General features: G+C 50.2%; 14 protein-coding genes and 1 tRNA gene. 5 read left to right on the forward strand and 10 right to left on the reverse strand.

Annotated features, from left to right (window positions below; all coding sequences use genetic code 11):
* The first annotated feature begins 158 nt into the window (after window positions 1–158).
* On the forward strand, window positions 159–452 hold the full coding sequence (locus tag O3C58_13100) for a hypothetical protein (GenBank protein ID MDA0692790.1): 294 nt from the start codon (window positions 159–161) through the stop codon (window positions 450–452).
* A gap of 320 nt (window positions 453–772) precedes the next feature.
* Here the strand turns inward: O3C58_13100 and O3C58_13105 are convergent, their stop codons facing one another.
* The 8 genes from O3C58_13105 to O3C58_13140 form a co-directional block, all read right to left on the reverse strand.
* Entirely contained in the window at window positions 773–1,279 is a 507-nt protein-coding gene (locus O3C58_13105) for a hypothetical protein (protein ID MDA0692791.1), read from the reverse strand.
* Window positions 1,276–4,032, reverse strand: a complete 2,757-nt coding sequence (locus tag O3C58_13110; GenBank protein MDA0692792.1) for a sigma 54-interacting transcriptional regulator — start codon at window positions 4,030–4,032, stop codon at window positions 1,276–1,278. The genes O3C58_13105 and O3C58_13110 overlap by 4 nt, the downstream gene beginning before the upstream one ends.
* A 166-nt stretch (window positions 4,033–4,198) precedes the next feature.
* Window positions 4,199–4,453 (reverse strand): SUMF1/EgtB/PvdO family nonheme iron enzyme, encoded by a 255-nt coding sequence (locus O3C58_13115; protein MDA0692793.1) that lies wholly within the window; start codon window positions 4,451–4,453, stop codon window positions 4,199–4,201.
* A gap of 6 nt (window positions 4,454–4,459) precedes the next feature.
* Window positions 4,460–5,524: an RNA-directed DNA polymerase gene (locus O3C58_13120; GenBank protein ID MDA0692794.1), complete on the reverse strand. Its 1,065-nt coding sequence runs from the start codon at window positions 5,522–5,524 to the stop codon at window positions 4,460–4,462.
* The gene (avd, locus tag O3C58_13125) at window positions 5,521–5,868 is read right to left on the reverse strand and encodes a diversity-generating retroelement protein Avd (protein ID MDA0692795.1); all 348 of its coding nucleotides are present in this window, start codon (window positions 5,866–5,868) and stop codon (window positions 5,521–5,523) included. Before avd ends, O3C58_13120 begins: the two co-directional genes overlap by 4 nt.
* A gap of 114 nt (window positions 5,869–5,982) precedes the next feature.
* A complete protein-coding gene (locus tag O3C58_13130; GenBank protein MDA0692796.1) occupies window positions 5,983–7,026 on the reverse strand; it encodes an SUMF1/EgtB/PvdO family nonheme iron enzyme in 1,044 nt (347 codons plus the stop codon).
* Between the two features lie 540 nt (window positions 7,027–7,566).
* Window positions 7,567–7,641: transfer RNA gene (locus tag O3C58_13135), tRNA-Thr, on the reverse strand.
* 138 nt (window positions 7,642–7,779) lie between these two features.
* Entirely contained in the window at window positions 7,780–8,586 is an 807-nt protein-coding gene (locus O3C58_13140) for an isoaspartyl peptidase/L-asparaginase (GenBank protein ID MDA0692797.1), read from the reverse strand.
* Between the two features lie 86 nt (window positions 8,587–8,672).
* On the opposite strand from O3C58_13140, the gene O3C58_13145 reads away from it, so the two are divergent.
* Window positions 8,673–9,053: a hypothetical protein gene (locus O3C58_13145; protein MDA0692798.1), complete on the forward strand. Its 381-nt coding sequence runs from the start codon at window positions 8,673–8,675 to the stop codon at window positions 9,051–9,053.
* Here O3C58_13145 and purD read toward each other — a convergent pair.
* Window positions 9,050–10,327, reverse strand: coding sequence for a phosphoribosylamine--glycine ligase (purD, locus tag O3C58_13150; protein MDA0692799.1), 1,278 nt, complete (start codon window positions 10,325–10,327; stop codon window positions 9,050–9,052). The genes O3C58_13145 and purD overlap by 4 nt on opposite strands.
* Window positions 10,328–10,448: 121 nt before the next feature.
* Here purD and O3C58_13155 point away from each other — a divergent pair, with 121 nt between their 5' ends.
* From O3C58_13155 to O3C58_13165, 3 genes are read left to right on the forward strand one after another with little or no spacing between them, the layout of a single operon-like run.
* A complete protein-coding gene (locus O3C58_13155; protein ID MDA0692800.1) occupies window positions 10,449–11,570 on the forward strand; it encodes an ABC transporter ATP-binding protein in 1,122 nt (373 codons plus the stop codon).
* Window positions 11,554–12,396: a basic amino acid ABC transporter substrate-binding protein gene (locus tag O3C58_13160; protein ID MDA0692801.1), complete on the forward strand. Its 843-nt coding sequence runs from the start codon at window positions 11,554–11,556 to the stop codon at window positions 12,394–12,396. Before O3C58_13155 ends, O3C58_13160 begins: the two co-directional genes overlap by 17 nt.
* A 3-nt stretch (window positions 12,397–12,399) precedes the next feature.
* Window positions 12,400–13,170: an amino acid ABC transporter permease gene (locus O3C58_13165; protein MDA0692802.1), complete on the forward strand. Its 771-nt coding sequence runs from the start codon at window positions 12,400–12,402 to the stop codon at window positions 13,168–13,170.
* A 158-nt stretch (window positions 13,171–13,328) separates the two neighbouring features.
* Here O3C58_13165 and O3C58_13170 read toward each other — a convergent pair whose 3' ends face one another.
* Window positions 13,329–13,745 (reverse strand): hypothetical protein, encoded by a 417-nt coding sequence (locus O3C58_13170; protein MDA0692803.1) that lies wholly within the window; start codon window positions 13,743–13,745, stop codon window positions 13,329–13,331.
* Window positions 13,746–13,900: the final 155 nt, after the last annotated feature.

Genomic DNA, 13,900 nt, shown 5'->3' on the forward strand with positions numbered 1-13,900 from the left:
GGAAGCTTCATTGATAGGGAGGATTCAACAAGGGGGAATAGGGGCTGTCGTGGAGCCTCCCACTCCACTTCTCATTACCATACCCTCAAGAACATGAGCCCGCCCATCGGAAGGCGTCTGTTCGCTTGCCTTCCTTTAAAATGGCGGAGCGGTGTTGTTTGAAAAACCAATGGGGTAGCAACGGAAGGAATGTTCCCGTTGACTCAAGCAAGGTAAGCAAGAGTCGAGGATCGTTTCCGAACGATGAAGCATTTGTATTTAGCGTTGAGGAATATTTAGAAGAAGTGGACGATGCCGATCCGACTATGATGGAGGCAGGCTTTGAATCAGTTTGTGATTCTATTTCCTGGAAGGATGATAGAAAATTAGCCTATGGACTTGTGAAAAATAAAAAACCATTTTTCACAGGGCCCACAGGCTCTGCTACTAGATTGTTTTTTAGTTTTTTATAAATGCCGTTTACACACTTATTCGGATAGACCCACACCAGGTTAGCGTGTTTGGTATTTGATTGGGTCAAAACCGTGTACTTGCTATTACGCTCTATATGAGTAGTGACCACACCATCGAGAGAATAGTCGCAATCATTGTCTGATTATGCCTGGCCTTGAGAAGGGCTTCCATTTGGTAGCGTTGTCCTTGGGTAAGCTGTGTGTAACCACTCATGCGTACTCCTCTTACTTTTGTCGGTGAGAAAAACTGCAAGGTTACCGCAGTTTACCCTGCTAACGACAGTCAGAGTTGCACTTACTAATTGAATTTAGGTCCTTTCTTAATTCACCTTAATTTTAATTATCTCAGAACTCTCCATCAGTTCATTGTCTTTTATGCGAATTTCAAACTCATGCTCCCCCTCTGGAAACTTAATCCCATTAGCATCAATACGAGTTTCCTTTATATAAGGGCGTATCCGGTCCGTGATATCGATCCCGAACATTTTCAAATAAATGATTCGGAGCGATTCCATATTCACAGGTTCGCCAGTAGGATTTTTTTCAAAACTGATAAGAATATCGATTAGGTCATTATAGAGATGGTCTGGGTCAGGCTTCTCAACTTTTATGATCGGCCCTGCTATGCTCTGATTTTTCACCTGAAAGGGTTGGTTATCTGATTCAGGAAAATCTTTGTTTTTTGTTTGGGAAGGTTTCATGGCAGGCAGTGCGGCTTCCTCTTCCGTAATCCACGAAACAACTTTCTTCTCTTCTGCCCCGCTTTGACCTGTAATGCTCAAAAATAGAATGATGACCATTAAAATTACAGATTGTTTTGGTTTCATGATTCAGAACTCTTTTCTTTTCCCGCACAATAATCACGAACCAACTCCTCTATGGCTCTGTGGTGTTGCGCGGGTACGTTTTTATTGCGCTTCAACGCCGCCTTGATAGCCTCTGCCTCTGTTTCAAATTCTTCCGCTGTGTTAATCAGATTTTTCCAGTACTCGGTGAACATCTGCGTAACGGTTTCATGATGCGAAGGGATCTCCGCAATTTCCTTTACCGCATTGTCTATTCCATGTCTGACCAGCATATCAAAACAAATGCCCTTGAATCGCGCTGTTACGGTATTGCGATGCATCTTCAATCTGGCCGCCGTCTGGTTGATTTCAAAATTACTTTCTTTTAGAGCATTCAGAAGCAGTTCATCTCCGTCTCCTCTACTGACTTTCAATGAAGGTCTTTTGACTTCTTCTTTAGATCTAGAGGGGTCCATGCCTAGGTCCTTCTCCTGAATCAATTCTCCAGTGGCGAAAGTGATGCCCCGCTGAATGATATTTTCCAGTTCGCGAATATTTCCGGGCCAGTCATGATTTAATATCACTTGCATGGCCTTGTCTGAAATTCCAAGGATCTCTTTCCCATATTCGGTGCGATATTTTTTGATAAGGTGGTCCACAAGAATTTCAATGTCTTCCCTCCTGTCTTTCAATCTCGGCAGTTTTAGGGTAACCGTGTTTAATCGGTAAAACAGATCCTCCCTGAACTCCCCCTTCTCCATTTCCTTTTGGAGATCTTTGTTGGTCGCAGCCACAATCCTGATATTGACCTTGAAGGCTTTACCTCCCACAGGTTGAATTTCCTTCTCCTGCAATACCCTGAGGAGCTTGACCTGCAGGTCCTGCCTGACCTCACCGATTTCGTCCAGGAATATCGTTCCCTCGCTGGCCTGGGCAAACTTCCCCTTCTTGTCCGTTGCGGCTCCAGTAAAAGCTCCCTTCATGTGACCAAAAAGTTCACTTTCGTACAATCCTTCGGGAATTGCCCCCATGTTGACGGGAACAAATTCTCCTTTTCTATGGCTCAGTAAATGAAGAGCCTTTGCGAACAGTTCCTTACCCGTACCGGAGTCCCCAAGAATCAGCACAGGCGATGGAACCGGTGCCACCTGTTTGAGATTTTTAAATACATCCAGAACCGATTGGCTTCTCGTGTTAATTCCAAACTCTCCGCATTCCTGTTTCAGCAGTTCCAGTATTTCTTCGCCGGGCGGATCAAAGGAAATGTGAACGCGCAGGTCCAGCACCTTGTCTTCCAGCTGTGTCCTTTGGGCTAGCAGTTTCTCTTTGTCCTGAACCAACAACTCTAGGCTTCTCTGCAGATCATCGATTTTCAGCGTCTGGGCTTCCCCACGCTCCTGCCCTATCTGCATACCCTCTTGAAGACCTTTCAACTGGTCCTGTATTTTTATTAACTCCCCTTCTTTAACCGCAAGGTCAGTAGAGATAGACACGAGATGAGCTTCCACCTGGCTCTTTTCCTGTTGAAGATTATCTGATAACTCCTTTTCCGAACCCGCCTGGTATATGGACACAAGGAGGCCCGTTAAAATTATGGAACAAAGAGGGAAAACAATCGGCAAAACAAGTCCGGAATCGAACAATACGGCGCAGACAATTAGGTAACCGGCCGACAGAACTGAAATGAAAACGGCCTGAAGTAAATATTTTCTGAGCAGAAGGAACCTTGCCGTAGTGATGCTCAGCAACAGAACCAGTAAGAGGTTAAAACTCCTACCCGTCTCTCTAAGAAAATTCTGCGTAACGATGGTATTGATGATATTGGCGTGAATCCCTGAACCAGGATAATCCTTTTCAACCGGAGTGGGTTTAATGTCCTGACCAGATAAGGTATTCGAGACGAGAATCAATTTCCCTTCCACCTCTTCCATATTACCGGTTGTTTTTGCGTCACTAGCCAAAACAGAAGCAAAGGAGGCGTGCTTGAAAGTTTTGCTCCATTTTCCTGCGTAGTTGATGAGCATCTGGCCATTTGAATCAACAGGGATATGAATATTAACTTGGCCTTGGTTGCCGGGAAGGCTTACCTGCTTTAAAAGAATTTCCGAGTCATCGATCTCAACCTGTTGAGGAGAAACATCCAGCCAGGTCAAGGTAGCCTGCAGGGCCAAAGAAGGCATGAGAGACCCTTCATGACGAACAAACAACGGCACCCGTCTTACCACACCATCCCTGTCGCGGTTGGCTGCGATATGACCCAGCCCTCTGGAAAACTGCACCAACTCCGGCAGGGGAAGGATCACGCTTTCAATGGAAAGATAATCTTTTGACTTGAGGGTTTCTTTAAACTGACTGTCAGGAAAATATTCTGGCAATGCAACTTTTGAGGTTTTCTTATCTGAACCAGGCAGGCTGACCGCAAAGGGATAGATCATTTTCCCTGAGTTTTTCGTTGCCTGTGCAAGAGCCAGGTCTTCAGTCTCATCAACGGGCTGGGAAAAAAGAATGTCGTAAACAATTGCTCCGGGATTCTCATCACCCAGAAGGTTGATCATTTGGGTATGTAGGGAACGCGGCCAGGGCCAGCGGCCTAATTGTTGTGCGCTTGGATCGTCCGCATCGATCATGATGATATTGGGATTTGTTTCGATGGACCCACGCACCTGGAATCTTGCGTCCAGTGTCTTAAGTTCCCAGGCCTGGAACAGCTCCGCAAACCCCGAACTCAGCAGGAGGGTCAATAAGGCTCCCGACAATCCCGGCAACAATGATTTTTTCATGGCGTCAGCTTCCATTCCCCGCGCTCCTCCGTAATGAAACAGGATTTTTCTTTCATGTTGGTTAAATCCCCCCCGCCTTCACTCTTCAAACTTCTCCTGGTACTCCGCCTAGATCAGCACGATGTTGTTCCGCAGAATACGATAAAGACGCTATGGTGAATTCTTTCGATTTTCAGAAACCCTACTTGCCGAAAGAATCCTCTTTTGTATTTGGCCGGGCAAGACCCGACGCGGGAACGGGACACCATGTACCCCCGAAAAACGCTCTCCCGCCATCCTTGAACCGCGGAATTCCGGCAAACAATCCATCTTTTCGGGGATTCTGGGCGCAACGAAACCCGTTATTGTTGTTGCGATTGCCGGGTTTGTTGTTGTTGCGGTTGGCCGGACGCGTATTGTTCGGATTATTGTTCCACGACCCGCCGCGCAAAACCAAGGCCGTTTATGTCCCGCACCTTTGAAACGAAATATCCTTAAAAAGTTTTTCCCGGAACCGCCAGGTATCGGCATGTCCGACATGCCCTATCCAGCTTTGCACCGAGCCGTTGATCTCCGCGAACCCGATCTTTCCCTTATAATAATCCTTCTGCATTCTTTTCACCCTTCTACGGTAACGGACCGTGTTCTCGTACCGCAACCTCCGATGATCCGGAAATACCTTGAAACCGAGGTAGTCCACGCCTCGAACGAGCGGATAGACCATGCTTTTTTCCGGTTTTAACCACAACCTTTCCCGAACAAGAAATTCCTTGACGCACTCTAAAACCCTCCACAGTTCCTCCTTTCTGTCTCCAAATACCGCCAAATCATCCATATACCGGATATAGCCGAAAACGGGAAATTTCTCCTTGATAAAATGATCGAGATCGTTCAAATAGAGATTTGCGAACAACTGGCTGGTCAGGTTGCCTATGGGGATTCCCCGGCGCCGCTCATAAGGCGTGAACAAATCATCGCCGGGAAAATAAAAGTTTGCCGCGTCCTGCGGATGGGACGAATCGATGAACAAATCGATCAACCATAATGTTTTTGGGCATTTGATTTTCCGCCGGATTTTATCTTTCAATACCTGATGGTCGATGGAGGGAAAATATTTTTTCACATCGCATTTGAGAACGTACTTGAAACGTCTGGAGAAATGCGTGAAGCGATTCACCGCTTGCAGATTTCCTTTTCCGGTACGGCAGGCATAATTATCAAAAATAAAAGACCGGTTGAATAACGGCTCGATGACCGCGCATAAAGCATGTTGCGCCACCCTGTCCCGATAAGGCGCGGCGCTGATTTTTCTCGGCTTGGGTTCGTAAATTGAAAATTCGCGGTAGGGTCCGGGGCGGTAGGTTTGGTTTGTTAATGCCCGTTCGAGCCGGATAATCTCCCTTTCCAGATTAAACTCAAAATCCGCTGTGGAATGTTTAAACCGCTTGCCTTTTCTGGCCTTGCGGCTGGCGGCCAATAAGGCCGGAAAGGTGGCTATGGATTCAAACAAACCGCCATACCGCTTCATGAGGACATCTCCTTGACCTTTTTCAACCAGCCGCCGACAAACATTCCTATCATGTTTATCTCCCTGGAAAGGTATTCGTATTTTTTTACGCTGATAAAACGCAAATCCTTGCTCAGCCGGGCCAGATACCGCAATTTCTCCAATAAAATATTCGTGGCATGGAGGAGGACGGTCTTTTCCCGTGAGTAGCGGGCCTCGATCAGGTTCCCGCAAATATCCAGCAAACTGTTTTCCAGCCGACTGCCAAGAGTATAACGATGCTCGCGCGGAAACCTGCCGATTTGCGGGAACAACCACACCATCAAATCATAGGTTTTCGTTAATGCATCCTCTTTATCGCTCATTTCTTTTCCATCCGGTATGTTTCAAAATCTCCAAAAAAATTCGACCGCCTGCGGCGGTGGCCTGAAAATCTAAAACCGCAAAGGGTAAAAGAGTAAGAGAACAAAGAGTAATTCTTACTGGGCGCAACGAAACCCGACATAGTCGAAGCGACGGCCGGGGTGGAAGTAGTAGTCGCGGAAGGCCGAACGCGTACTGTTCGGACCAGCGTTCCACGACCCGCCGCGCAAAACCTTGATCTCATCGCTATCCCTGTAATCGCTCGCCGTCCACTCCCACACGTTCCCCGCCATATCGTGCAACCCATACCCGTTCGGCGGGTAACTGCCCACCGGCGATGTGTTCTTGTATCCGTCATCGATCTCACTTGCCTTCCAGTCATACTCGCAATTCATATCGCAGATATTCGCCTTCCCCGACTGCAACTCGTTCCCCCAAGGATAAATCGTGCCGCTTCCCCCTTTGGCCGCCTTTTCCCATTCCCATTCCGTCGGCAGGCGTTTGCCCACCTTCCGGCAATATTCATCCGCCTCATGCCAGGTCACATTCTCCACCGGCAGGTTCGGCCCCTTGAACCCGCTCGGATTATTTCCCATCACCTTCTCAAACTCCGCCTGCGTCCCCTCATACTTGTCCATGGAAAATGATTCCACCGTCCTCATGGCCGGAGTTTCGTCCGTGAACCATTCGCGTTTGCATTTACCATAATATTTCCGGCACTCCGCCAACGCCAGGTCCGGGTCCAGCCCCGCCACGTATTCCCCGCCCGGTATCTTCACCATACCGGCGGGGCCGGGGGACGGTAGATTTACGATCACCTGTGTGCCCGCTCCGTCTTTAGACTGAACTGCGAGGACGATATCCACCGTGGTGCCACCTTTGCCATTAAGACCAAGAATAACGATCGGGTTATTAGACCCGTCATGAAGGTACATACCGTTGATGTCTATCTGGGTCTTACCAGGATCAACACTGGTAAATGAAATGACTGGCTTGTTTTTTCCCTTTTTCTTGTCATCATCGTCGTCATCATCCGCAAGAACAGGAGCCACGAAGGTTAAAAGAAATACCAACGTCAATAGTAACAAGCGAAGTCCTGATGTCTTCTTCTGGCCCACTGGGACAGGAATGAATCTGGTGCGGTATGGCAAGTTCCTCATAGTCCTGGTTCCTTTCTGCTGGTGAGTGAAAATTTCAATAAGAATCCACTCGCTTCTTTAGCAACCACTTGTGCTATCCCGCCGCAGCGTTGACCAAAAGCCTGCAAAACAGATACTTTGGGTTCCTGTGTGGTAAGACTTGTATCGTTGTATACCTTTAACCGGCTGCAATAGATATGGCCCATTTGGGTGATTTAATTAAGTTACTGAAAACAATAATCTAATTTATTCCTATTGATCCATCTTATGGAAAGCAAATGACCAAACTCCGATAACGGTGAGGTGTTGGACGAACTGGAAGTGATTGCGGTGACTAAGGGGAGGGGAGAAGTACCAGAAGGAATAAACAAGCAAAATAGTTTAATCACAAAAATCTGTGGGGGTATAACGTACAGACTGGCTGTGAAATCCCCCCCTTACCCCCTTCCAAAAAACTCATAGACAAGCTTTGAAAGGGTCTAAGAACGACTCAAATGCTAGCCATAGTGCTAGCCAAAAGTTAAAATGGACTACCAAGCAAAGAGCAACCAATTGATTTTATGGAGCCAGCGGGCGGAATTGAACCGCCGACCTACTGATTACGAATCAGTTGCTCTACCCCTGAGCTACGCTGGCTTTTTGGGTGGGATGGAAGGCCTGACATTTAACCGCTTTTATTGCAAAAAATCAACTGGATATATAGGGCAGGGAATTTGCGGGTTTCCTCTTGAATGATCAAGGGTCGTTGTTCTTCCTGGTTTTGGTGGTTATGGTTTAATTTTCCTCCAAAACCGACCAGGCCATGGTGCGGTTGCTACCTGCGGCATAACCATCGTCGCTGACGAGAATCAGCCCAATCGCATCGTTCACCGGATGGAACCAGTGCAGAACTTCCTCCAAAACCATTTCTGGCCGATCGCCACGTTCCAGCATCTGGTAGGCACGAATGGCGGTGAGGTGCATGGTGATTATCTCGCCGTCGCCGGTGGCTGCGACCGCTCCCGCCGGCCCGGCATACAGGCCGCACCCGATCAAGGGCACATCGCCCACCCTGCCCGGAGCCGCTCCGCGAATGCCTCCGGTACTGAGCCCCGCCGCAAAGCTTTTACCATCGTAAGCGACACAACCCACTGTATCGGTTACCTCCTCGCCGGTAGAAAAATCCACTCCCCGGGCCGTGATCTGGTCCGCTGACAGGGTTTCGAACCCCGCTTTTTTCGCAAATTGCGCCGCTCCCCGGTCGACAAGAACCTTGTATTGCGTACGGGTCACCGCATGCGCCACATGAATGGGATTTCTGAACCCTTCCAGTGCCGCGACCGCGCCAAATTGACCCTGGCCGTCCATCACCGCCGCATCCATCTGCACGGACCCGTCGGAACGCGGATGCGACCCCACTCCGGCGTTGAACCTGAAATCGTCCTCCAATACGGCCACTGCCCGGCAAACGGAGTCCATCAGGGTCGCGCCTGATTTTAAAACCTTGAGACCCACTTTCGCGGCTTGCAGGGTGCCATCCTGATATTCTTCTTTTGAACCTGCGCCGCCGTGGGTCAGAAAAATGTATTTATTTTCTGTCATCGGTATCTTTATATAAATGAATCCTTATTGAACCTTTAGCCGCAAATAGGGTATCCTAATTTCTCTTTAAAAGGAATATCATCATTATGGTCAAATTTTGTCTCCAATGTAAAGATGCGTTCTGGGGAGGCCTGCATTGCCCCAATTGCGAGGGTGAGGTTCTGCTTCTCGACGCCGCCGAGCCGGAAAACCAGAAATACTTGAGCGAACTCAATATCGACGTCCGGCCCAAGTATTACGCCCGAAGCTCGATGCTTCTCACCTGTTTCGGGTTCATCATGGCCCTGCCGCTCGGCGCTTTTGTCTTTCTCAGGGGTATGTCCAGCTCCGGGAATGTCGGGCTCTGGGCAACCATCGGCGTTGTGACTGTGGTGGTCATCTCGTGGGGGTCGTGGGTTTTGTCGCGCAAACTGTTCGACAAACAAATGGATAAGGTTGAAGACGTCAAAGAACTGCAACTGGACTAACCCTCCCCCCTCACCGCTTTACCGCCAATATCTTTTCTGTAATGCACCCCGTCCCATGAGATCTTATCCACAGCCCGATACGCATTGGCAATAGCGGATTTTGTATCCGCCCCCAAAGCCGTGACTCCCAGAACGCGCCCGCCGTTGGTAACAACCTTTCCATTTTTCAGTTGGGTTCCGGCGTGAAACACCATCACATCTGAACATTCCGCCGCCTTATCCAACCCCTCTATCACTTGGCCTTTTTCGTAAGGTCCGGGATAGCCCCCGGCCGCCATCACCACACACACCGCCGCTTGCGGTTTCCATTCCACCTGTTGTCGGTCCAGGGTGCCGTCGATGCAGGCTTCAAAAAGCGGAACGCTGTCGCTCTGCATGCGCATGAGCAGGGGCTGGGTTTCCGGGTCGCCAAATCGGGCGTTAAACTCCAAAACCTTGGGTCCGTCGGCGGTGAGCATCAAGCCTGCATAGAGGATGCCCTGATAGGTTCGGCCTTCCTTTTCCATCGCCTGCACGGTGGGAATCATGATGGTTTCCATGACCTCTCGAAGGAGAGCTTCCGTAAATACCGGCGCTGGTGAGTAGGCGCCCATGCCGCCGGTGTTCGGGCCTGTGTCGCCATCGTAAGCGGCTTTGTGGTCCTGAGCTGAATCGAGAGGCAACACGGTTTTGCCGTCGGTGAACGCCAGGAGCGAAACTTCCTGCCCTTCCATAAACTCTTCATTCACAATGGTGGCTCCCGCATCGCCGAAGTTTTTATCGACCATGATGGATGTGATGGCGGCCACCGCCTCGGCGGAGGTTTTACAGATGATGACGCCTTTGCCAGCCGCCAGCCCATCGGCTTTAATGACGCACGGTCCGGTATTTTTTCTGGCATAGTCCAGGGCTTCTTCCGCCGAAGTGGAAGCGTGATATCCAGCGGTCGGGATGCCGTATTTTTTCATCAGATCTTTTGAAAACACCTTACTGCCTTCGATTTCCGCCGCCTTTGCGGTCGGGCCAAAAACTTTGAGCCCTTTCTCCCGAAAACGATCGACGATGCCCAGTACCAGCGGCTGTTCCGGCCCCACCACCGTGAGACCAATATCATTTTCCAGGGCAAATTCCAGCAGACGATCAATATCATCGGCGGCGATGTCCACATTTTCCGCCACTTGTGCCGTCCCGGCATTGCCCGGTGCGCAATAGACTCTATCCACTTTCGGACTTTGCCCGATCTTCCAGGCCAGGGCATGTTCCCTGCCGCCCCCGCCAATGATCAATACTTGCATTCGTTCTCCCTTTTTAACTCTATCCCAATCCGCTGTTCACAAACATCGTGGTGTCATCAAGCGGCAAATTTATATAAAATGCCCTCTGGTTGCAAGTTTTAAACTTTTCAGGCGGCAAACCTTGGTTGAATTAAAAGGCCTTTCAAAATCATTCGGTGGAAAACCGGTCATTCAGAATGTCTCTTTGCAGATTTCGGCGGGGGAACGTTTCATTCTGCTGGGGCAAAGCGGGTGCGGCAAGACCACTCTACTGCGAATGATCGCCGGATTCGAGCAACCGGACCGGGGTGAAATCTGGATTGATGGCCAGAATGTCGTCCCCTTGCCCGTGGAACGCCGTCCGGTGGGAATCATTTTCCAGAACTACGCCCTGTTCCCGCACATGACGGTCTACGACAACATTGCCGTGGGCCTGAGAGTCCGCAAAACGCCCGAGACCGAGATTGCGCGACGCATCGGCGAGGTGTTGGAGATCACGCATCTCACCGAACTCAGCGATGCCTACCCCGGTAGATTAAGCGGCGGAGAATCGCAACGGGTCGCCATCGCCCGCGCCATCATCAACCGGCCCAAAATTCTTCTGCTGGACGAACCTCTTTCGGCGCTGGATGCCAATCTCAGGCAAAGTTTGCGCGAAGAATTGCGCGACATGCAGAAGGCTCTTGGCATCACTTTTCTGTTCGTCACCCACGATCAGGAAGAGGCCATGAGCCTGGCTGATCGCATGGGCATCCTGGAAGGCGGTCGCCTCCTGCAAGTCGGCACCCCATCCGATTTATATAACCATCCCGAGTCGCCTTTTGTCGCGGGTTTTCTGGGCGCGGTGAACCGGCTTTCGGGTGTCATAGAAAAGCAAAACGGCAATCAGACCGTTATCGCTCTTAAGGGCGGCATCAAAATCAATTGTGAACCGCAATCAAATTTCGCGGCGGGGCAGGAGGTTTCCTGTTTCATCCGCCCGGAAAAAATGTTTTTCCATGCAGAAGAAAAGAGCGGGACTTCGCTCAACCGCGTCAACACCCTCATCGTTGATAAAACCTTTTTAGGGAACCAAACCCAATATCAGGTAAAACTTGAAAACGGCCAGACTTGCACCGTTCCTGTTTCACACGGTTCGGGGGAGGAAAACAATAACGTCCTGCACTCCGGCGACCGGGTTGAGATCCTGTTTTCGGCACGCGACGTCATGCAATTTGAAAATTCTATTACGCCCGAAAGGACTAGTGATGATTCGTCTGATTGAACGCTTTCTTTCCAGCAAACTTCTGACCCTTTGCATCCTTCTGGCCGTTTCACTCCACAGCTCAGGATGCGGCGAGCCACCGGCAAAAGATTCTCCAGCCCGCCAGAAAATCGTGATGGCTACCGACACCAACCTGATTCCCATGGCGTATATCAACGACCAGAATCAACTGACCGGCTTCGAGCCGGATTTGATAAAGGCCATCGCCGATCATGCCGGCTTTGATGTTGAGATCATCTCGGTGGCGTTTCCGGGTTTGTTCGGCGGACTGATCACCGGCAAGTTTGATCTGGTGATGAGCTCCATCACCATTTTGGAAGAAAGAAAAGAACGAATGGCCTTCAGCATCCCCTACCTGCAAAGTGGTCTGGCCCTGGTGGTGCGGAAAGATCAACCGGGCATTCAGTCCGTTGAAGATCTGAGAGATCAAAACCTCACGGTCGGCGCGCAACGAGGAACCACAGCTTATTTTTATCTGGAAAAATATCCGACTCTCAAGATAAAGGGTTACGACGCTCACGGCCATGCGGTGACCGATCTCATCAATGGCAAAATCGATGGCGTGCTTGGCGAAAGCACCGGGACGTTGTATTACAAAAATCAGCAGAAAGATTATTTCAAGAAGATCAAAATGGTCGGAGAAATTCTAACGGAAGAGTTTTATGGCATCGTTTTCCGCAAAGATGAAAAGGCACTGTTGGCCAAGGTCAATGCGGCGTTGACTGCGCTTCTAGAAGATGGCACTGTGGAAAAACTGCACGCTAAATGGAACCTGGGCGACGCCGCTCAAGTTCCCAAATCAAACGCCCCGAAGGCCGGAACGTAGCACATGCATCTCAATCGCCAAAATACAAATTCCGCCATCGCCCCCCAGCACTGGGCCTGGAACCTGGCGGTTATCGGAAGTTTCATATTACTCATTTATCTTCCCGCCCGAGATCTCTTTCTCCCTGACAGTGAACCTAAGGATTACCTGACGCTCCTGCCTCTGCTTCCCGAGGGAATCTTTTACACGCTGGCCGTCACCTTTTTAGGCAGTGTGTCCGCCATTCTGATGGGGCTTCTGGTGGCCTTTGGCAAGCTTTCACGCATCCGCGGAATCCAGATCGCGGCCTCTTTCTATACAGAAATACTCAGAGGCATTCCGTTGCTGGTGCTGTTGTTTTATGTCTACTACGCTCTGGGGCAATACTTGCACATCCCTGCATTCGCCGCCGCCGTGCTGGGGTTTGGCCTTTGTTACGGAGCCTATATGGCGGATGTGTTCCGCGCCGGCATCGAAGCGATTCCGAAAGAACAAGGGGAGGCGGCCCGCAGTCTGGGCATGACGCCCAGGCAAGCCATGTTCCAGATCATCCTGCCGCAGGCGATGCGCACCATCGTTCCCGCCATCGGCAATCAGACCCTGGGCATGTTGAAAGACACCAGCCTCGTATCCGTCCTCGCCATCACCGACATTCTGCGCGTGGGCAACGAATACGCCACCCGGCATTTTAACTATTTTGAGACTTATACCTATGTGGCGCTGACGTATCTGATCCTCACCCTGTTGATGTCGCGGGGGGTTCTCACCCTCGAAAGCCGCATGCGCTTTCAATAACACCCACCGCTGGCTCCTTCGCGGAAGGGCGAGATTGCTCACGCCGTGCAATGTTGCACCAGCAAACCCATCGCATGGCAATATTTGCTCCGGCCCTCAGGCTGGCCGCAACACGGGGAGGAAATTCTTCACGAGGCGGGATTCAGTCAGCCATAAACTCATCGCACGTAAATATTGGGTCCAGCGTCACGCTGGGCACGTTCGCCTTTGGCGTAGCGGATGACATCCACGGTATCGATGATGAGAGACAAGCCATTCAATGCAATGACCGCCAGCAGCCACTGCTCGACCCCGGTAGATGCGGACGCAAAATCGACCCTTGCTGACAACCACAGGATCAACGGTATCCAGAGGACATGACCCAACCCCAGCAGGCGGACGAAGCCTTTCTGTGCGAATAGAAACATCATGAGAGCGGCGCTGGCCATCATGGTTGCCAGCACCACCTGGGCTTCCAGCGTTTCTATAAAAAATATCGGCACGACCATATTAACAGTCATCAGGAGCATCACCCACGCCACCCAGGGTTTGGGCATTTGCAACAGGGCCTTAAAAAAGTTGATCATGGTTTTCATTATTTTCTCTCGCTCGGGGGTTTCCGAAAATTAAATTGAGGGCATCTCTAAAAATAGACTAAATGTTCCTAATCGTTAATTTAAGGAGATGGCTTTGTTTTAGTGGGACAGGCTTTCCAGCCTGTCCGCACGGGCTAGAAAGCCCGTGCCACCGA

The sequence above is a fragment of the Nitrospinota bacterium genome (assembly GCA_027619975.1).
Taxonomy (GTDB): Bacteria; Nitrospinota; Nitrospinia; order Nitrospinales; family VA-1; genus JADFGI01.

Coding starts and splice junctions, on each gene's coding strand:
- O3C58_13120 (MDA0692794.1), bottom strand. CDS start 5,524: ATGAAGCGGTATGGCGGTTTGTTTGAATCCATAGCCACCTTTCCGGCC.
- purD (MDA0692799.1), bottom strand. CDS start 10,327: ATGCAAGTATTGATCATTGGCGGGGGCGGCAGGGAACATGCCCTGGCC.
- O3C58_13160 (MDA0692801.1), top strand. CDS start 11,554: ATGATTCGTCTGATTGAACGCTTTCTTTCCAGCAAACTTCTGACCCTT.
- O3C58_13170 (MDA0692803.1), bottom strand. CDS start 13,745: ATGAAAACCATGATCAACTTTTTTAAGGCCCTGTTGCAAATGCCCAAA.
- O3C58_13110 (MDA0692792.1), bottom strand. CDS start 4,032: ATGGAAGCTGACGCCATGAAAAAATCATTGTTGCCGGGATTGTCGGGA.
- avd (MDA0692795.1), bottom strand. CDS start 5,868: ATGAGCGATAAAGAGGATGCATTAACGAAAACCTATGATTTGATGGTG.
- O3C58_13130 (MDA0692796.1), bottom strand. CDS start 7,026: ATGAGGAACTTGCCATACCGCACCAGATTCATTCCTGTCCCAGTGGGC.
- O3C58_13105 (MDA0692791.1), bottom strand. CDS start 1,279: ATGAAACCAAAACAATCTGTAATTTTAATGGTCATCATTCTATTTTTG.
- O3C58_13145 (MDA0692798.1), top strand. CDS start 8,673: ATGGTCAAATTTTGTCTCCAATGTAAAGATGCGTTCTGGGGAGGCCTG.
- O3C58_13140 (MDA0692797.1), bottom strand. CDS start 8,586: ATGACAGAAAATAAATACATTTTTCTGACCCACGGCGGCGCAGGTTCA.
- O3C58_13165 (MDA0692802.1), top strand. CDS start 12,400: ATGCATCTCAATCGCCAAAATACAAATTCCGCCATCGCCCCCCAGCAC.